At 70.7% G+C, this 18,025-nt stretch carries 18 protein-coding genes; 8 read left to right on the top strand and 10 right to left on the bottom strand.

Annotated features, from left to right (window positions below):
* Both sepH and ACBJ59_RS41910 read right to left on the bottom strand, forming a co-directional pair.
* A partial coding sequence (sepH, locus tag ACBJ59_RS41915; protein ID WP_375115666.1) for a septation protein SepH occupies positions 1 to 1,079 on the bottom strand: 1,079 nt, incomplete at its 3' end.
* A 160-nt stretch (positions 1,080 to 1,239) separates the two neighbouring features.
* On the bottom strand, positions 1,240 to 2,187 hold the full coding sequence (locus ACBJ59_RS41910; protein WP_375115665.1) for a S8 family serine peptidase: 948 nt from the start codon (positions 2,185 to 2,187) through the stop codon (positions 1,240 to 1,242).
* A 113-nt stretch (positions 2,188 to 2,300) separates the two neighbouring features.
* Here ACBJ59_RS41910 and ACBJ59_RS41905 point away from each other — a divergent pair, with 113 nt between their 5' ends.
* On the top strand, positions 2,301 to 3,089 hold the full coding sequence (locus tag ACBJ59_RS41905; protein ID WP_375115664.1) for a hypothetical protein: 789 nt from the start codon (positions 2,301 to 2,303) through the stop codon (positions 3,087 to 3,089).
* A gap of 105 nt (positions 3,090 to 3,194) precedes the next feature.
* On the opposite strand, the gene ACBJ59_RS41900 is transcribed toward ACBJ59_RS41905, so the two are convergent.
* The 3 genes from ACBJ59_RS41900 to ACBJ59_RS41890 all read right to left on the bottom strand — a co-directional run bounded on the left by ACBJ59_RS41900 (position 3,195) and on the right by ACBJ59_RS41890 (position 6,506).
* On the bottom strand, positions 3,195 to 4,475 hold the full coding sequence (locus ACBJ59_RS41900; RefSeq protein ID WP_375115663.1) for a D-arabinono-1,4-lactone oxidase: 1,281 nt from the start codon (positions 4,473 to 4,475) through the stop codon (positions 3,195 to 3,197).
* 48 nt (positions 4,476 to 4,523) lie between these two features.
* Positions 4,524 to 5,204, bottom strand: a complete 681-nt coding sequence (locus ACBJ59_RS41895) for a polysaccharide deacetylase family protein (RefSeq protein ID WP_375115662.1) — start codon at positions 5,202 to 5,204, stop codon at positions 4,524 to 4,526.
* Positions 5,205 to 5,303: 99 nt separating this feature from the next.
* Positions 5,304 to 6,506, bottom strand: coding sequence for an MFS transporter (locus tag ACBJ59_RS41890; protein WP_375115661.1), 1,203 nt, complete (start codon positions 6,504 to 6,506; stop codon positions 5,304 to 5,306).
* 92 nt (positions 6,507 to 6,598) lie between these two features.
* On the opposite strand from ACBJ59_RS41890, the gene ACBJ59_RS41885 reads away from it, so the two are divergent.
* Positions 6,599 to 7,789 (top strand): lytic transglycosylase domain-containing protein, encoded by a 1,191-nt coding sequence (locus ACBJ59_RS41885; protein ID WP_375115660.1) that lies wholly within the window; start codon positions 6,599 to 6,601, stop codon positions 7,787 to 7,789.
* On the opposite strand, the gene ACBJ59_RS41880 is transcribed toward ACBJ59_RS41885, so the two are convergent.
* Positions 7,780 to 8,766 (bottom strand): ferrochelatase, encoded by a 987-nt coding sequence (locus ACBJ59_RS41880; protein WP_375115659.1) that lies wholly within the window; start codon positions 8,764 to 8,766, stop codon positions 7,780 to 7,782. The genes ACBJ59_RS41885 and ACBJ59_RS41880 overlap by 10 nt on opposite strands.
* A 56-nt stretch (positions 8,767 to 8,822) precedes the next feature.
* Here ACBJ59_RS41880 and ACBJ59_RS41875 point away from each other — a divergent pair, with 56 nt between their 5' ends.
* A complete protein-coding gene (locus tag ACBJ59_RS41875) occupies positions 8,823 to 10,799 on the top strand; it encodes an alpha/beta fold hydrolase (RefSeq protein ID WP_375115658.1) in 1,977 nt (658 codons plus the stop codon).
* Positions 10,799 to 11,587, top strand: coding sequence for an inositol monophosphatase family protein (locus tag ACBJ59_RS41870; protein WP_375115657.1), 789 nt, complete (start codon positions 10,799 to 10,801; stop codon positions 11,585 to 11,587). The genes ACBJ59_RS41875 and ACBJ59_RS41870 overlap by 1 nt, the downstream gene beginning before the upstream one ends.
* Positions 11,588 to 11,641: 54 nt before the next feature.
* On the opposite strand, the gene ACBJ59_RS41865 is transcribed toward ACBJ59_RS41870, so the two are convergent.
* A complete protein-coding gene (locus ACBJ59_RS41865) occupies positions 11,642 to 11,806 on the bottom strand; it encodes a hypothetical protein (RefSeq protein ID WP_165974805.1) in 165 nt (54 codons plus the stop codon).
* 237 nt (positions 11,807 to 12,043) lie between these two features.
* On the opposite strand from ACBJ59_RS41865, the gene ACBJ59_RS41860 reads away from it, so the two are divergent.
* The 4 genes from ACBJ59_RS41860 (at position 12,044) to ACBJ59_RS41845 (ending at position 15,541) form a co-directional block, all read left to right on the top strand.
* Positions 12,044 to 12,697 (top strand): response regulator transcription factor, encoded by a 654-nt coding sequence (locus ACBJ59_RS41860; protein WP_138693059.1) that lies wholly within the window; start codon positions 12,044 to 12,046, stop codon positions 12,695 to 12,697.
* A 71-nt stretch (positions 12,698 to 12,768) separates the two neighbouring features.
* Positions 12,769 to 14,001 (top strand): sensor histidine kinase, encoded by a 1,233-nt coding sequence (locus tag ACBJ59_RS41855; protein WP_375115656.1) that lies wholly within the window; start codon positions 12,769 to 12,771, stop codon positions 13,999 to 14,001.
* 319 nt (positions 14,002 to 14,320) lie between these two features.
* On the top strand, positions 14,321 to 14,620 hold the full coding sequence (locus ACBJ59_RS41850) for a DUF4193 domain-containing protein (RefSeq protein ID WP_090929286.1): 300 nt from the start codon (positions 14,321 to 14,323) through the stop codon (positions 14,618 to 14,620).
* A 93-nt stretch (positions 14,621 to 14,713) separates the two neighbouring features.
* On the top strand, positions 14,714 to 15,541 hold the full coding sequence (locus ACBJ59_RS41845) for a hypothetical protein (RefSeq protein WP_375115655.1): 828 nt from the start codon (positions 14,714 to 14,716) through the stop codon (positions 15,539 to 15,541).
* A 28-nt stretch (positions 15,542 to 15,569) separates the two neighbouring features.
* Here ACBJ59_RS41845 and ACBJ59_RS41840 read toward each other — a convergent pair whose 3' ends face one another.
* From ACBJ59_RS41840 to paaI, 3 genes are read right to left on the bottom strand one after another with little or no spacing between them, the layout of a single operon-like run.
* Positions 15,570 to 16,175 (bottom strand): TetR/AcrR family transcriptional regulator, encoded by a 606-nt coding sequence (locus ACBJ59_RS41840; protein WP_375115654.1) that lies wholly within the window; start codon positions 16,173 to 16,175, stop codon positions 15,570 to 15,572.
* Positions 16,176 to 16,183: 8 nt separating this feature from the next.
* Positions 16,184 to 17,506, bottom strand: a complete 1,323-nt coding sequence (gene paaK / locus ACBJ59_RS41835; RefSeq protein WP_375115653.1) for a phenylacetate--CoA ligase PaaK — start codon at positions 17,504 to 17,506, stop codon at positions 16,184 to 16,186.
* Positions 17,503 to 17,871, bottom strand: coding sequence for a hydroxyphenylacetyl-CoA thioesterase PaaI (gene paaI, locus ACBJ59_RS41830; protein WP_364115152.1), 369 nt, complete (start codon positions 17,869 to 17,871; stop codon positions 17,503 to 17,505). The genes paaK and paaI overlap by 4 nt, the downstream gene beginning before the upstream one ends.
* Positions 17,872 to 18,025 lie beyond the last annotated feature (154 nt).

The following is an 18,025-nucleotide window of genomic DNA, read 5'->3' as shown; positions in this document are numbered from 1 at the left end:
GGGGTGGCGGGGGCGTAGATGGAGTCGCTCTCACGCTCCCCCCCACGTCCCGAGCTGAAATCGGGCAGCCATGGCGAAGTCCCGCCGCGGCGGGACGTGGTGTCGCCGGGGCGGGTGTAGCCGGTTTCGCGGGCCGGAGGTTCGGGCCGGAAGGGCTCGCGTGACGGAGGCTCTTGCCGGAGGCCGGGCTCTCTGACGGGATCCTGGCGGAGGGCGGACTCTCTGGCCGGTTCCTGGCGGGGGTCTCGGGAGGGGGAGTCCTGGCGGGGGTCGCGGTCGAAGGGGGTCTCGCGGGACGGCGGCTCGGGCGCCCGGGTGTAGGCGCCGTCCGACGGCGATCGGGGCGGCGGGTCGTAGCCGACGGCCGGCTCCTCCGGCTCGTGCCGCACCACCGACGGGAACTGCCGCGTGTCGGAGGCCAGCGGTGGCACCGGCTGCAGCTTGGCCACGCGCGGCGCGAACGGCGTCACCGTGGTGTCCTCCACCACGGCCGGCTCGGGGTCGAAGTCGGCGGCCGACAGGCGCATGGCCTCGTCGTCGTGGGGCGTCACGTGACGCTTGCGCGGGTCGAAGAGCCATTCGGCGTGGCGGGTGTGACCGTTCCACACGTAGCCGAGCTTGACCCGCCACAGGCCGTCGTCGCGCTTGGCGGAGTCCCAGTCGATCTCGTCGGTGGGCACGCCGCGCCTGGTCAGCCGCTCCGCGACGAGGTCGCCGAGGGTGGGCCCGGGCGCGGACTCGCCGGGCATGCGGACGGCGACGCGCTGGGCCTGCTGGGCGACGTACTCCCGCTCCTGCAGCACCGGCCCCTCGAACCAGCGGACACGCTCGACCGGGATCCCGGCGGTCGCGGCGATCTCCTCCGCCGTCTCTCCGGCACGGATGCGGGCCTGGATCTCCTTGGGGCGCAACGGACTCTCCACTTCGATCTCGTACTGGCCGAGACGGGAGAAGTTGCCGCGGACGGCAGCACGGAGCCGGTCGTCCACGGGAAGCGTGAAGCGCGTACCCCGTCCGGCTGTAGCCAGCACGAGGTAGGTGCCGTCCTCACTCACCGCGACGAGTCGGAGCTCCTGCATGCGAGTCCCTTCGTCAGCGTCGCCATTCTTCCCCCGGACCCTTGAGTCTCTCGCGTGTGCCGGTTGCCTGCCAGCACCGTACCCGGCATGTCCGAACATCGCCTTCCTGGGATAGCCAGGAGGCGATGTGACGCCGGTCACATTTATGGAATCCATCCCTCTAGAGCCCGCCATCGCGCATGAGGAGGTTAGATCGCCGCGACGGGTTCTGGCGAATCGCGCCGCGGGCCGTCGTGCACCCGAGCCGGGTGGCCAGGGCGGCGGGGCCGGCGCTCGGGTGAAGCTCCAGGTGGCGGGCGGCGGCGCCGGCGAGGTACGGCGCGTGCGCCGAGAAGGCGCGGCCGTCCGATGTGACCTGACATGTGCCCTGATCCGCGGCCCCGACGACGAACACCCCCGAACGTACGAGCGAGCGGGCGGCCGCGTCCAGAGCCGGCGAGCCGGCGCCGTCGATCGACAAATTCGCCACGGAGGGGCCGCGCGCGTGCCGGTGGATCCAGTCCAGCCCCGCCAGCACGTCGGCCAGCGTTCCCGTGCCGTCGCAGCCGAGCACCCGTACCGAGGCGATCCTCGCCCCCGGCGCGACGTCGTGGGCGCGGGCGGCGACCCGCGTGCCGTGGCCGCCGCAGTCGCGCCCGGTGCCGCCGGTGGCGTCGAAGGCGCGCCAGGCCCGCTCGCCGAACCCGGCCTGCTTGGCCTTGACGCCGCTGTCCACGACGTACACGGTGACGCCGGTGCCGTCGGCCCGTACGGTGGACGGCCGTTCGGGTCTCGTGCTCGCCATGGGATGGATCCGGCGATCCGGCTCGATCGTGCGCACCCGCGGGTCGGCCCGCAGCTCGGCCAGCTCGGCGGCGGTGAGGAAGGTGGCGAATCCGGGCAGCGCCGAGGTGAAGTAACGGCGTACCCGCCACCGCACCTCACCGACGAGGTCGCGGGCGTCCCCCCGGTCGCGGGCGGTGACGATGTAGGGCCGGGCGGGTTCCACCGGGGCGGGCCGCAGGGCGAGTCCTGAGGCGGGCGTCATGGCCAGAGGGACGGCGGTCGTGGCGGCCGTGGCCATGGCCGCGGCGAGGTAAACGGAGGGCAGGCCGAGTCGTCGGGGCACGAGTTACAAGGGTGCCTGTCACGCAGGTCACAGGAACAACAGGACACGCACTCGCGTCTATTCACGAGACAGCTCTTTACCGAACGCATGACCAGAGGGGACTGATCCCGGAGATGAGCGGCGAGCAGCGGAAGTTCGAGCTGAGCATGCCGCAGATCCTGGGCAGCGCCCTGGCCGCCGTGACCGCCGCCGTGGCCGCGTCGTATCTCGGCGTGGCGGGCACCGTGATCGGCGCGGCGGTGGTCAGCATCGCCAGCTCGGTCGCCACGGCCGTGTACACGCACTATCTCAAGCGCACCGGAGAGCGGGTCAAGCAGCACACGCTGACCTCCTGGCGCGAGGAGCACGGCCCGGAAGGCCCGCCGGAGGAGGGGCGGCTGCTCGCGGCCGCCGCGCACGCGACTCCGGGCGACGGCGAGTCCACGCTGGTCATGCCGGTCGTGGAGGAGCCGCGGCGGAGGCTGCCATGGCTGAAGATCGCGACCGCGGCGACGATCGTGTTCGGGGTCAGCATGGGGAGCATCCTCGTCTACCAGGCGGCGGCGCAGCAGACCGTGCACGAGCAGGTGACCGGGAAGGCGCCCAAGAAGCCGCAGGAGGAGGACAGAGGCCGGCCGGTACGGCAGGAGAGGGAGAGCGAGGCGCCCGCGTACACGCCGCAGACCTCCACGCCTGCGCCGTCCACCCCCTCGCCCAGCCCCACGACGGCCCAGCCGACCAGGACGCCGAGCCCGGGGCCGACTCCGGAGCCGACGCCCACGCCGTCGGACACGGTGGAGCCGTCGGGGGAGGTCACGACAGCGCCGCCGCAGCCGGACCAGCCCGACGTGGGGGAGGAGGCGCCGGTGTCCAGCGCGCCGCCGGCACCGACCGAGCAGCCCGCGGACACGCCCGTGCGATGAGTCCGTCTTCCGCAGGTCGCCGTTCCCTTTCGCGCCGCACTTCGGCACTGGTCCTGGGCGGGTGGCGAGGGAGGTCCGTACGGGGGGTGCGTCCCGGAGCCGGGGTCAGGGGCCGAGCACCTTGTCCAGGTAGTCGTTGGTGAACAGGCGGGCCGGGTCCAGGCGGTCGCGGAGGGCCTGGAAGTCGGCGAGGCGGGGATAGACCTTGCCCAGGTACGCGGCGTCGCGGGTGTGCAGCTTGCCCCAGTGGGGGCGGCCGTCCAGGCGGGTCATGATCTCCTCGACCCCCTCGAAGTACGCGGGGTTCGGCGTCGGCCGGTAGATGTGGCAGGCGACGTACGCCGACGCCCGCCCGTACGCGGTGGACAGCCACGCGTCGCTGGGCGGCGTCACCCGCACCTCCACCGGAAAGGTGATCCTCCAGTCCATCCGCTCGACCAGGTCCCGGGTCTCGCGCAGGGCCTGGGCCAGGCGCTCGCGCGGGACGGCGTACTCCATCTCGAGGAAGCGCACGTCCCGCCGCGCCGTGAACACCTTGTACGACGCGTCGACCGACTCCGAGTCCCCGAGCGCCGCCGCGCTGACCGCGTTGATCCGCGGGATCAGGGAGGGGAGGCGGGCGCCGAGGGCGCAGGCCGCGCCGAAGACGGTGTTCTCCAGGAACACGTTGTCCAGCCAGTGCCGGAGCGCGCCCGGCGGTCGCGCCGGGCCGGGGCTCCGGTTGTTGGTCTTGACCAGGCAGGCGTCGGTGTGCGGCAGCCAGAAGAAGTCGAGGTGCCCGTTCGCGGAGGTCAGCTCGTCGAGCGAGCCGAGGATCTCGCCGAGCGTGAGCTTGCGCCGCCGGTTGTGCAGCAGGAACGCGGGCTCCACCCGGAACGTCACGGCCGTCAGCACCCCGAGCGCGCCCAGCCCCACCCGGGCGGCGTCGAACAGCTCCTCGCCCGGCGAGACGGTGGCCACCGAGCCGTCGGCGAGCACCAGCTCCAGCTCGGCGACCTGGTCGGCGAGGCCGCCGCTGTCGCGGCCGGTGCCGTGGGTGCCGGTCTGGATGGCGCCGGCGACGGTCTGCTCGGTGATGTCGCCCATGTTCGCCAGCGCCAGGCCGCGCTCGGCGAGCAGCTCGTTCAGCGCCCGCAGGGGCGTGCCCGCCAGCACGGTGACGCGGTCGTCCGCGCATGACCTGATCCCGGTCAGCGCGCCGGGGCGCAGCATGATGCCGTCGGTGAGGGCCACCCCGGTGAAGGAGTGGCCCGTGCCGATCATGCGGACCCGCCGCCCGGAGGCGGCGGCGTCGCGTACGGCGCGTATGACGTCCTCGACGGAGGCCGGCGTACGCACCTCGGCGGGGGTGCCCGACTGGTTGCGCGCCCAGTTCACGAAGGCCACGAGCACCCCTCACCCAAGAGCATCGTTCCGACTAAACGCGAACGATACTCACTTCTCCCAGCCCTCCGGAACGGGGTAGATGTCCCCGGGCTTGAGGTCCTGGCTCTTGACCACGTCGGACACGGTCACCAGGTGGTAACCCTTGCCCTTGAGGGTCTTGATGAGCGAGGGCATGCCGTCCACGGTCTGCTTCACCCAGTCGTGCATGAGGATGATCGAGTTCGGCTTGGCCACGGCCAGGGTCTGCTTCTGGATGGCCTCGACGTTCTTGGAGCTCCAGTCCTGGGAACCGGCGGTCCACAGGATCATCGGCATGCCGAACTCGGCGGCGATGTCGGAGACCTGCAGGTCTGCCATCCCGTACGGCGGGCGCAGCAGCTTGGGCTCGACGCCCGCCGCCTTCTTCACCGCGTCCTGGGTCTTCTGGATCTCGCTCCTGATCACCCCTGGCTCGATCTTGGTGAAGTCGGGGTGGCTGTAGCTGTGGTTACCGAGTTCGTGGCCCTCGGTGGCCATGCGCTTGACGTAGGAGGGGCGGCTCTTCACGTATTGGCCCTCAAGGAAGAACGTCGCTTTCGCGTCGTACTTCTTGAGCGTGTCGAGCAGCGTTCCCGCGTACTTGCCCGGACCGTCGTCAAAGGTCAGTGCGATGCACTTGACCTGCTCGCAGTCGACCGGCTCCTTCTTGGTGGGGGTTTGCGCGAGAGCCGGTGCCGGGGCAAGAGTCACGCAAACAGCCGCGATAGCTAGAAGTGAACTGATTTGTCGGGACATAACTAGAGCTTCCAGTGTGATGGGTGTTGCGAGGGATGTCCCGACCGTAGCGGATCAGGTCCGCGGGGGTGAAGGAGCCTCGGGAAGTCTCAGCAAACCCGAACCTCCGATTCCCACGATCACGGCCAGCACCGCCGCGCACAGCGAGAAGCCGTACGCGCTGGACGCGCCGTACGTCTCGGTGAGCTGACCGCCCGCCCACGAGCCGATCGCCACGCCGAACCCGATCGCCGTCGAGATCCACGCCATGCCCTCGGTGAGCAGGGACGGCGGCACCAGCCGCTCGGTGAGCGAGAAGCACGTGATGAGCGTCGGCGAGATGGCGAACCCGGCCAGGAACAGCGCCCCCGCCATCAGCCACGGGCTGTCGATGAACAGGATCGGCACCAGCCCCACCATGAACAGGGCCAGCGCCCGCACGAACCGTGCGCGCATCGAGATGCGCCAGTTGCGGGACCCGAACCAGAGCCCCGACACCATCGACCCGCCCGCGAACGAGGCCAGCAGGAACCCCGCGGCCCCCTTCACGCCGCGCTCCTCGGCGAACGCCACCGTGATCAGGTCCACGGACCCGAAGATCGCGCCCAGCGCCAGGGAGACGCCGGCGATCAGGGCGATGCCCGGGATCAGGATGGGCGTGCCCGCCGACGTCCTGAACTGCTGCACGGGCGGCTGGGTGCGCCCCTGCGAGGCCAGGGCGAGGGAGCCCAGCAGCATGCAGACCAGGGCCACGATCAGGCCCGCGTACGGGTTCACGGCGGTCGCGAGCACCGTGACCAGCGCCGGGCCGGTGACGAAGACGACCTCGTCCGCCACGGACTCGAACGCGAACGCGGTGTGCAACCGGCCGGAGCCGCCGTAGATGACCGACCAGCGGGCGCGCACCATCGAGCCGATCGACAGCGAGGTGGCGCCCACGATCAGCCCCGAGGCGTACAGCGTCCATTCGGGCAGCCCGGACCCGGCGAGGATCATCAGGGCCGCCAGGGCGAGAGCGTTGAGGATGGCGATCGGCGCGATCACCCGCCCCTGCCCGAACCTGTCGGCCAGCCGGCCCGACAGGGGCGCGGCCACGGCGAAGGCGACGTTGGAGGTGGCGGCGACCGCGCCGGCGGTGGCGTAGTTGTCGGTGAGCGTGGAGATCAGCAGGATGACCCCGATGCCCAGCATGGACATCGGCATCCGGCCGATGAGACCGGCCAGCACGAAAGCTTTGACACCGGGCCTCTCGAACAACCCCCGGTAAGGCCCGACCACGCTGTTTCCCCCTTACTCAAGCAGCTAACCATTGCGCACTGTATGTCCGGATGGCAAGTGATTTGGCGCGGGCGTGAGTTAACGTGTCCCGGGTGTCCGGTCTTCCCAGCCTTCGCGCGGTCATGCTCATGGTCATCGCCGTGCTCGCGGTCTGCGCCGCTGCCGGCGGCATCGTCGTGATCATGGACGATGACCTGGTCAGGACCGTGCAGGAGCCCGTACGCCGGGAGCCCCGTACCAAGCCGCAGACCGGACAGTCCGCCGCTCCCCGCCTGGACCAGATCGTGCCCACGGCCGCACCGGTCAAGGATTTCGGCCAGGGCGGTCCAGGCGTCACCTCCACGCCGCCGCGCGTGCTGGCGATCGCCCCGGGCACCGTGCCCAAGCAGACCAGGTTCCGCCTCGGGGAGCTGAAGCACGTGCAGAAGGTGATCGTGGTGGACGCGGGCGCGGTCAAGGTGTCCGGCACCGCGCTGAACCTGCTGGCCGTGGACCCGTCCGACTTCCGCTCCTGGACGCCGCAGCCCGTGGCCGACCAGCCCGCGCTGTGGAGCGCGCTGGCCAGGGGCGGGCTGGTCGCCGACGCGGGCGCGATACGCAAGTTCGGGATGATCCTGGGCGCGATGTACCAGGTGGACGGCGGGCCCCGGCTCCGCGTCGCGGCCTCGGCCACGCTCGGGCTGCACGGCGTGGACGGTCTGGTGAGCGCGGACCTGGGCCGGTCGCTGGGGTTCGCGCCGGGGGTGGCGGTGCTGCTGCACGGCAAGGAAGGCAAGATCAGCGAGTCGGGCGTACGCAAGCTGCTCGGCAAGGGCGCCCAGGTCGTCGTGCTGGACGCGGCCGCCCGCACCGCCAAGCAGCAGCAGCCCGCCCAGCAGCAGCCGCAGCAGGTCAACGTCGGCCGGCCGGGCAGCTATCTGGAGCTCTACAAGGCCGCCGCCACCCGCTGCCCCGGGCTGTCCTGGACGGTGCTGGCCGCGATCGGGCAGGTGGAGAGCTCGCACGGGCGCAACAACGGGCCCTCCAGCGCGGGCGCGCTCGGGCCGATGCAGTTCATGCCCGCCACGTGGAAGCACTACGGCGTGGACGGCGACGGGGACGGCAAGAAGGACATCTGGAGCCCGTACGACGCCGTGCCTGGCGCGGCCAACTACCTGTGCGCGAACAAGGCGGGCCAGGGCGGCGAGAGGCTGCGCAAGGCGATCTGGTTCTACAACCACTCGTGGGACTACGTGAACAAGGTCATGGGGATCGCCGAGGCGTACGCCCGCACCTACGCCTGAGCCGCCTGAGGCGCCTGAGCCGCCTGAGCCGCCTGAGGCCGCCTGCGCGGCGGCGGGCAGCAGGTGAGCGCGCACGGCACCGGCTCGGGCTCCTCCAGCAGCTCGCGCACCATCCGCACGAAGCTCGGGTGCGTGCCCGCCGTCGCCGCCCGCTCCATCGGCAGGCCCAGCTCCGCCGCCACCGCCCTGGCCTCGGTGTCGAGGTCGTAGACGACCTCCATGTGGTCGGAGACGAAACCGATCGGCACCAGCACGACGGAGCGTGCGTCGGTCTTGCGCAGGAAGTCGCAGACGTCCGGCTCCAGCCACGGCACCTGCGGCGGCCCGCTGCGCGACTGCCACACCAGGTCCCACGGCTCGGTGCGGCCGAGCGCCTGGTTGACCAGCTCGGCGCTCCTGCGCAGCTGCGCCTCGTAGAGACCGCCGGACGGCCCGGCCGTCTCGGCCATGGAGACGGGGATGCTGTGGGCGGTGAACACCAGCCTGGCGTCGTCGCGGCCGAGCCGCTCCAGCGCCGCCCTGGTGTGGTCGGCCATCGCGGCCACGAACCCGGGGTGGTCGCCGTAGTGGCGCATCTTGACCAGCTCGGGGCCGCCGTCGACGGAGATCCGGGCGATGTCCTCGTAGTATTGCCGGCAGCTCGAGTAGCCGGCGAACGCCGACGTCGCGAACACGGCCGCCTTCCGGATGCCGTCGGCCCGCATCTGCCGCACCGTGTCCTCGCCGAACGGGTGCCAGTTGCGGTTGCCCCAGTAGACCGGGACGCCGGCGACCGGGCGCAGCGCCTCGACCAGGTCGCGGTTCTGCTGGTTGATCGGGCTGACCCCGCCGAAACTCTGGTAATGCTCGGCCACCTCGAGCAGCCGCTCGCGCGGCACTCCCCGGCCGCGCACGACGTTTTCCAGGAACGGCATCACGTCGTCCGGTCCTTCCGGGCCGCCGAACGACAGGACCAGCAAGGCGTCGTAAATTCCCACGTGACAACCCTATGCGGGAGTGTCGGCGGTCCCTTCCGCGAGGTAGGTTCGATCGAGTGAGCGCATTCAACGACATACGTGACTATGTGGCCATCCCTCGGGTTCTCTCGCTGCGGCTCTCGCCCGACGGCTCCAGATTGATCTCCACCGTCCAGTCCCTCAACCCTGACGGAAAGTCGTTCGGCACCGCGCTCTGGGCCGTTCCCGTGGACGGCGAGCCGTACCGGCTGACGCGCTCGGCCAAGGGCGAGTCCGCCGCGGTCTTCACCGCCGCCGGGGACGTGCTGTTCACCTCCGCCCGCCCCGACCCCACCGTGAAGGACTCCGGCGACGAGGTCCCCTCGTTGTGGTTGCTGCCCCGCGCGGGCGGTGAGGCCCGCCAGGTGGCCACCCGGCCCGGTGGCATCGGGGCCGTGCGCACGGCCGGCGACGTGGTCGTGTTCGTCGCCGACGTGCTCGACGGCGAGGAGGCCGCGGAGGAGGAGAAGCGCAAGGCCCGCAAGGACGCCGGGATCAGCGCCGTCCTGCACGAGGGTTACCCCGTGCGCTACTGGGACCAGGACCTCGGCCCCGGCCGGCCCCGCCTGTTCGTGGCCCGGCTCGGTGCCGACCGCCTGGAGGACGTGCGCGACCTGACCCCCGACGCCGGCGACGCGCTGCGCGAGGGCGGGTTCGAGCTGACCCCCGACGGCGCCACCGTGATCTCCACCTGGCGCAACTACCTGCCCAAGGGCGAGTGGCGTACCGACCTGGTGGCCATCGACGTCGCCACGGGAGAGCGGCGGGTGCTGCTCAGCGACGAGGCCCACGACTTCACCGGCCCGCTGGCCGTCTCCCCTGACGGCACCAGGATCGCCTGCTCCCGCGACCGGCTCACGGGCCTGAACGTCTCGGCGCGTAGCGAGCTGTGGATCGCCGACCTCGCCACGGGGGAGGGCCGTGCGTACGCGCCCGACCTGTTCCCCTCGGACGTCGAGTGGTCGCCGGACTCATCGACCGTCTACCTCGCCGCCGACTTCCAGGGCCGCCGCCCGATCTTCCGCGTGCCCCTGGAGGGGGAGGCCACCAGGCTCACCCAGGACGACTGCGCCTACCTCGGCCTCAGCCCGTCCCCCGACGGCCGGTTCGTGTACGCGCTGCGCAGCGCCGTCAACCTCGCGCCCGCCCCGGCCAGGATCGACGCGGCCACCGGTGAGATCACCGAGCTGCCCTCGCCCGCCCCGCGCCCCGAGGTGCCCGGCACGCTGACCGAGATCTCCGCCACCGCCGACGACGGCGCCACCGTCCGCGGCTGGCTCGTGCTGCCGGAAGGCGCCTCGGCCGAGGACCCCGCGCCGTTCGTGCTGTTCATCCACGGCGGCCCGGTCGCCTCGTGGAACGACTGGCAGTGGCGCTGGCAGTCCTGGATCATGGCCCAGCACGGGTACGCCGTGCTCATGCCCGACCCCTGCCTGTCCACCGGCTACGGCCAGGAGATGATCGACCGCGGCTGGGGCAACTGGGGCCCGCGCACGCAGGCCGACCTCGACGCGATCGTGGACGTGGCACTGGCCAGGGACGACATCGACAGCGAGCGCATCGCCGCGATGGGCGGCTCGTACGGCGGCTACATGGCCAACTGGCTGGCCGGGCACACCGACCGCTACAAGGCCATCGTCACCCACGCCTCGCTCTGGAACCTCGACCAGTTCGCCGGCACCACCGACGCCTCCATGTACTGGCAGCGCGAGTTCGGCGAGCCCGGCTCCGAGCGGTACCAGCTCCTGTCCCCGCACCACTCCCTCACCGACATCACCACCCCGGTGCTGGTCATCCACGGCGACAAGGACTACCGCGTGCCCATCGGCGAGGCGCTGCGCCTGTGGTGGGACCTGCGCCGCACCGAGGTCGAGTCGAAGTTCCTGTACTTCCCCGACGAGAACCACTGGATCCTCAAGCCCGGCAACGCCGTCGCCTGGTACGAGACCGTCCTCGCCTTCCTGGCCCAGCACGTGCTCGGACAGGAGTGGAAGCGCCCGGACTCGGTGGCCTGATGACGGATTTCCTGAGGCTCGCCGAGGACATCGCCCGCGAGGCGGGGGACATGCTCCTCGCCAAGCGGCCCACGATGTCCGGCGAGATCGAGACCAAGTCCAGCCCCACCGACGTGGTGACCACCCTCGACAAGGCGTCGGAGGAGCTCATCCGCGAGCGCATCCTGGCCGCCAGGCCCGGCGACCGGATCCTCGGCGAGGAGGGCGGGGAGGAGCCCGGCGAGTCCGACGTGCGCTGGATCGTCGACCCGATCGACGGCACCGTCAACTTCCTGTACGGCCTGCCGGACTGGGCCGTGTCGATCGCCGTCGAGGTGAACGGCCAGGTCGTGGCCGGGGTCGTCAACGTCCCGCAGCGCGGCGAGGTCTACAACGCGGCGCTCGGCGAGGGCGCCCGGCTCGGGGCCGGGCGGCTGCGCTGCAACACCGGCGTGCCGCTGGCGCAGGCGCTGGTCTCGACCGGCTTCGGCTACGCCCAGGCCCAGCGCGCGGTCCAGGGCGAGGTGGTGGCCAAGGTGCTGCCCCGCGTGCGTGACATCCGGCGCGGTGGCTCGTGCGCCGTCGACCTGTGCTCCGTGGCCGCCGGGCGGGTGGACGCGTACTACGAGCGCGGCGTCAACCAGTGGGACTTCGCCGCGGCCGGGCTGATCGCCACCGAGTCGGGCGCCAGGCTCGGCGGGCTGCGCGGCGAGCCGGTCAGCCCGGCCTTCGCGCTGTGCGCGGCTCCCGGGCTGTTCGAGGAACTGCACGACCTGCTGGCGCGGCTGGACCCCGAACGCGCCGCCTGATCGCTGAACCGGGTCGAGAAACGGCCGGAGCCGGGCTCCGGCCGTTTCGCACGGCTAGCGGGGCAACGGGATGCCGTGATCGTCGGCCAGCCTGCGCAGGTCCTCGATCTCGGCGGTGAGTGTGTCGGCGAGGTAGTCGTCGCCGACGCTACGGGCCTCCCGAAGGCCCTTGTAAGCCTGGTCGAGGCGGTGTTCGATCGTGGTCGTGAACTCGCCCATCTCACCTACTCTCTGGGGGTTCGATCCGTGTGGGGGGCGAAGTTACCCCATCGCCAGATGAAGACCGGGCAATGGGTGTCCCGCAGGCATACCCCGGCTTGTCGCCCACCGAAACATGAATTTCTCCAAGGGCCGTCTCACCGCGGGGTCACCGAGCCCTGAACATGCCTTACCGTGCGCTTATCGAGGCCGTGGGCAGAATGAGTGCCCAGAATCCGGAGAAGAGGTGTGCCAGGCGTGCGGGTGCTGGTGGTAGAGGATGAGCGGGTGCTCGCCGACGCGATCGCGACGGGGCTGCGGCGTGAGGCCATGGCGGTCGATGTCGCGTACGACGGCGGGGGCGCCCTGGAGCGGACCTCCTACATCGACTACGACGTGATCGTGCTCGACCGCGACCTGCCCGTCGTGCACGGCGACGAGGTGTGCCGCCGGCTGGTGGAGCAGCGGACGGCCTCGCGGATCCTCATGCTGACCGCGTCGGGGGACGTGGACGACAAGGTGGAGGGGCTGGGCCTGGGGGCCGACGACTACCTGGCCAAGCCGTTCGTGTTCATCGAGCTGGTCGCGCGGGTCCGCGCACTCGGCCGCCGCTCCGCTCCCGCCCTGCCGCCCGTCCTGGAGCGGGCCGGGATCCGGCTCGACCCGGGCAAGCGGCTGGTGGAGCGCGACGGCAAGGAGGTCGTGCTGACCAAGAAGGAGTTCGCGGTGCTCGAGGAGCTGATGCGGGCCGAAGGGGCCGTGGTCAGCCAGGAGGACCTGCTGGACAAGGCATGGGACGAGAACATCGATCCCTTCACGAACGTGGTCCGGGTGACCATGATGACGCTGCGGAAGAAGCTGGGCGAGCCTCAGGTGATCGAGACTGTGCCCGGGGTTGGGTACAAGTTGTGAATGATCGGCCAGAGCGTGAGGGCCCGACGCATCCGATGATCAGCCCGCACTCGGCGAGGAAGGCGACGCGGGTGCAGGAAGCGCCGCCCCCGGTCGGCCCGCCCGCCTGGGACGGTCCCCCTCCGCTGGAGCAGCAGGCGCCGGCCACACGATCCACTATGGATCGTGTGAAGGATCTGCCGGGCAAGGTCAGCATCCGATGGCGGCTGACGCTCACCTACGGCGCGCTCGTCTTCGGGGCGGGCGCGGCGCTGCTGCTGTCGGTGTACGTCATCCTCGGCACGGCGATCAGCCGCGCCTGGCCGACCCTCGACACCGGGCTCGACCCGATCTCCGACGCGCAGATGCAGGCCCGCTGGCGCCAGTACGAACAGCTGGCGATCATCAACGCCCGTGACGCGCTGCTCGGCAGCGCGCCCATGGCCCTGGTGGGTGTGGGGATCCTGGCCCTCATCATCGGCTACTTCGTGGCCGACCGGGCGCTCAAGCCGGTCGCGCAGATGACCGTGACGGCGCGCAAGCTGTCCGAGAGCACCCTGGCCCACCAGCGCATCGCCCTGGAGGGCCCCAACGACGAGCTGAAGGAGCTGGCCGACACCTTCGACGCCATGCTCACCAGGCTCAACGTCGCCTTCGACACCCAGCGCAGGTTCGTGGCCAACGCGTCGCACGAGCTGCGTACACCCCTGACCATCAACAGGACGGTCCTGGAGATCGCCCTGTCGGATCCGGAGGCGTCGGAGGACCTCAAAGCGCTCGGCCGTACCCTCCTCGAGGTCAATGCGCGCAATGAGAAGCTCATCGAGGGATTGCTGCTGCTCGCCAGGAGCGAACGCGAACTCGCCGTGCGCAAACCGCTCGACGTTCAGGACGTCGCCGAGACGGCGCTGGAACAGGTCACGCCCTTCGCCGAGGAACACGGCGTAACCGTGAGCGCCGAACTGGTCAGCGCGCCTACCATAGGCGATCCCGTGCTCCTCGAGCGCTCCATCAGCAACCTGCTCGAGAACGCCGTGAAGTACAACATTCCCGAAAACGGAAAAGTCTGGATCCGAACGGGAATGGTGGACGGTGCCTTGGTTGTTCAGGTGGCCAACACGGGACAGCACGTCCCGGCGTACGAGGTGAACAGCCTGTTCGAGCCGTTCAGGAGGCTCCATGCGGACCGCGTGGAATCGGCCAAGGGAGCGGGGCTCGGGCTGTCCATCGTCCGTGCGGTGGTACAGGCGCACGGCGGGAATGTGGCCGCCGTGCCGCGTGATGGTGGAGGGCTTGTCGTGACCATTCAGCTGCCGAGGCGTTGACGGGCGTGTCGTCCAGGCGCGTTCGTCTGCGTGGTGCCGCGCGTGTTGAGGCCCGGGGGGCGTCTCATTCGCGCCGCACATGTGGTTGGATGTGCCGTCGAACACGGTGGTGCATGACGCCAAGGCTGTGGGTTTCGCCATATTTGGCTAACCATTGCCGTCGGCAGCAGGCCCTGACGTGTTGGGAGGTTCGTTGTCCGTTTCCGCGGGGTACCGATGGGAAATCTCCCCGACGGAACGGGCACAAGATGGGCTTCCCGGACGTTAAGACGCGCGATGAGCGCGAACACATATGGATGAGGGGGATGGAGTAAGCACAATGGCTACCGACTACGACAGCCCGCGCAAGACAGACGACGACCTGGGGGAAGACAGCCTCCAGGAACTCCAGGCGCGGCGCACCGACAAGTCGTCTGGCAGCATCGACATCGACGAGACCGATCTGGCCGAGTCGCTCGAACTGCCCGGTGCGGACCTGTCGAACGAAGAGCTCTCCCTGCGGGTGATTCCCCGCCAGGCCGACGAGTTCACCTGCTCACGCTGCTTCCTGGTGCATCACCGCAGCCAACTGGCCTCTGAGAGGAACGGCCAGCAGGTCTGCCGGGAGTGCGCCGCCTAATTTCTGGAGCGAAAGTGCTCGGGGTAGCGAGGGAGCGATGACCGAAGCCCACGAACCCTGAGCGGTCGCGACCAAGAGACATGGAGGCATCGCGTGGCCGTACCGGAGAAAGACCAGCAACCAGGCAGTGAGATCGCCGACCCCGACCGTGAGGTCGGCGAGCTCGTAGGCAGGCTCACCGCGTCCGGTGAGCTCGCGCCGGCCGAGCGGCGCAGGCTGCTCGGCCGCCTAGCCCAGGCGTTGTCCGCGGGAGCCAAAAGGGCACGCGCGACCGGCGCGGGCCGGGGACGCTGGCTGGCGGACGTCTTCCTCAACATCGCGCCGCGCATCCCGATCCGGGATCTGCACACCCTTGCCGAACATCATCACGGCCTGACCGGCGAGGAGCTCGCCGACGACCTGGTGCGCACCGCGCAGAAGGCCACGATGACGGTCGGCGCCATCGGCGGAGCACTGGCCGCGGCCGAGTTCGCCGCGCCACCCCTCCTGCTCTCCGCCCCCGCCCAGCTCGTCGCCGAGACGATCGTCGTCGCCGCCATCGAGGTCAAGCTCCTGGCCGAGCTGCACGAGGTCTACGGCGTACGTGTCCAGGGCACCGGCACCCAGCGCGCGGTCGCATTCACGGCCGCCTGGGCCAAGCAACGCGGCATCGACCCCCTCGCGCCCGCGTCCGTCTCACTGGCGCTCGGGGCGGCCACCAAGACGGCTCTGCGCAACCGTCTCATGCGTACGCTGGGCCGCCACCTGACCACGTTCGGCCCGTTCCTGACCGGCGCCGTCGCCGGCGGCGCGCTCAACCGCATGGCCACGAAGAAGCTCGGCGAGACCATCCGCAACGACCTGCGCGTCAAACGCCCGCTGCCCGGTGCCGGACAGCCCGAGGCCGTCGAGTCCCCGCCGCGTAACGAGCTCGACCCGTAGCCCTGCCTCCCGGCCGCGGGCCCGGTGTCTAGGCCGCGTCCGAGCGCAGCCCGTCGAAGGCCATCTTGATCAGCGCGTCCGCCAGGTCGTCAGCGCAGGCGCCGCGTGACGGGTGGTACCAGTCGGTGATCGAGTTCACGGTGCCGAACAGCAGCCGCGTCACCAGTGCGGGATCCAGGTCGGCCCGGATGCCACCCTCCGCCGCCGCCTGCCCGACCAGGTGGCTGATGAAAGCGTCGAACTCCCGCCGCCGCTCCAGCGCCGCCCGCTCGGTGCGGCTGTTGCCACGCACCCGCAGCAGCAGCGTCACGTACGGCTGCCGGTCGACGAGGATGCGCACGCTCTGCCGTACGACCCATTCCAGCCGCTCGATGGCCGCCCCCGAGGCGGCGCGCTCGTCGGCCACCATCTCGAACAGGCCGTCCAGCGCCCGGTCGAGGGCGCGGGCGAGGAGCTGCTCCTTGCCCGGCACGTGGTGGTAGATGGCCGACTTGGTGACGCCCAGCGCCCTGGCGAGGTCCTCCATGCTGGTGCCGTCGTAGCCACGCTCGTTGAAGACGCCCACCGCGATGGACAGCACGGACTCGGGGTCGTGCCCGCGCCTGCGCTGACGCGTGGGGGCTGATGTGGCCATATGCCCGATTATCCCTGCTTGTCCTGGTCGCCCGCCGCAGCTCGCCGGTCGATGACCCGCTTGAGCTTCCCGACCGACCGCTCCAGCGTCTCCGGATCCACGACCTCGACCTCCACGCTCACGCCGACGGCGTCCTTGACCGCCCTGCGCAGCGCCTCGCCCGCCTCGCCCCGCCCGCCGCCGAACTCGGGACGCGCCTCGACCCTGACCGTCATCACGTCGAGCCGCTCGGGGCGCGTCAGGTGCAGCTGGAAGTGCGGAGACAGGCCCCGCGTGGCCAGCACGAGCTCCTCGATCTGGGTCGGGAACACGTTCACGCCACGCACGATGATCATGTCGTCGGTGCGCCCGGTCACCTTCTCCATGCGGCGGAACGCGGGCCTGGCCGTGCCGGGCAGCAGCCGGGTCAGGTCGCGCGTGCGATAGCGGATGACCGGCATGGCCTCCTTGGTGAGGCTGGTGAAGACCAGCTCGCCCGCCTCGGCCGGCTCGCCGGTGAACGGATCGACGGTCTCCGGGTAGAAGTGGTCCTCCCAGACGTGCAGGCCGTCCTTGCTCTCGACGCACTCGTTCGCCACGCCGGGCCCGATCACCTCGGACAGGCCGTAGATGTCCACGGCGTGCAGGTCGAAGCGCTCCTCGATCTCCGCGCGCATCCGCTCCGTCCACGGCTCCGCGCCGAAGATCCCGACGCGCGGGGACGCGGCGCGCGGGTCCAGCCCCTGCGCGGCGAACTCGTCCAGCAGGGCCAGCATGTACGACGGCGTCATCATGACGATGTCGGGCCGGAAGTCCGCGATGAGCCGCACCTGCCGGGCCGTCATGCCGCCCGAGACGGGCACCACCGTGCACCCCAGCCGTTCGGCCCCGTAGTGCGCGCCCAGCCCGCCGGTGAACAGGCCGTAGCCGTAGGCCACGTGCACGATGTCGCCGGGCCGCCCGCCGGAGGCGCGGATCGAGCGGGCCATGACCTCCGCCCAGACGTCGATGTCGCTCCTGGTGTAGCCGACCACGGTCGGCCGCCCCGTGGTGCCGCTGGAGGCGTGCACCCTGACCACCTGCTCGCGGGGGACGGCGAACATGCCGAACGGGTAGCTGTCGCGCAGGTCCTGCTTGGTGGTGAAGGGGAACTTCGCCAGGTCACCGAGCTCCTTGCAGTCGCTCGGATGCACCCCGGCTTGGTCAAATTTCGCCCGATAAATCGGTACGTTCTGGTACGCGTGGTCGAGGGTTCGCCGCAGGCGCTCCAGCTGCAGCGCCATGAGCTCGTCGCGGGACACCCGCTCGACCGGGTCGAGCTCGTGGTCCGCGGGGGGATCTCCAAGTCTCACTTCAGCTCCCGGCTCCGGCCGCGGAACTCCGCGACCACCTGTCCGTCCGGCCTTCGCACGGTGATGTCGTAGATGCCGCTGCGCCCGTAGCGGGTGCGCTCGGCCGCCTCGGCGACCAGCACGTCGCCCGCGCGGGCAGGCGAGACGAACGTGATCTCCGCGCCCGCCGCCACCGTCACCGGGCCGTAGGTGTTGCAGGCGCACGCGAACGCCGTGTCGGCCAGCAGGAACACGTATCCGCCGTGGCACAGGTCATGGCCGTTGATCATCTGGCCCGTCACGGTCATGCGGCACACCGCCCGGCCCTCGCCCAGCTCCGTCAACTCGATGCCCAGGGCCGCGGAGGCGGTGTCGGCGTCCATCATGCGACGCGCGCTCTCCAACGCAAGTCTCCCTTGTCAACTGACCGAATGTTCGGTAAACCAATCACCGTCCTGACTTCCCTGTCAAGAGATGAAGCGCCGGCCCGGGCCACGTCGCGGGGCGCTTCCACGCGGTGCGGTCCGGGCGGCCGGCGTG

Source organism: Nonomuraea sp. MTCD27 (assembly GCF_041950495.1).
GTDB lineage: Bacteria > Actinomycetota > Actinomycetes > Streptosporangiales > Streptosporangiaceae > Nonomuraea.
The sequence above is the reverse complement of the archived record's forward strand: the minus strand, read 5'-3'. Positions and strand labels throughout refer to the sequence as shown.

Bases quoted from the DNA above. Each gene is read 5' to 3' on its own strand.
- ACBJ59_RS41905 (WP_375115664.1), top strand. From the start codon at position 2,301: ATGAGCGGCGAGCAGCGGAAGTTCGAGCTGAGCATGCCGCAGATCCTG.
- ACBJ59_RS41870 (WP_375115657.1), top strand. From the start codon at position 10,799: ATGACGGATTTCCTGAGGCTCGCCGAGGACATCGCCCGCGAGGCGGGG.
- ACBJ59_RS41865 (WP_165974805.1), bottom strand. From the start codon at position 11,806: ATGGGCGAGTTCACGACCACGATCGAACACCGCCTCGACCAGGCTTAC.
- ACBJ59_RS41850 (WP_090929286.1), top strand. From the start codon at position 14,321: ATGGCTACCGACTACGACAGCCCGCGCAAGACAGACGACGACCTGGGG.
- ACBJ59_RS41840 (WP_375115654.1), bottom strand. From the start codon at position 16,175: ATGGCCACATCAGCCCCCACGCGTCAGCGCAGGCGCGGGCACGACCCC.
- paaI (WP_364115152.1), bottom strand. From the start codon at position 17,871: ATGATGGACGCCGACACCGCCTCCGCGGCCCTGGGCATCGAGTTGACG.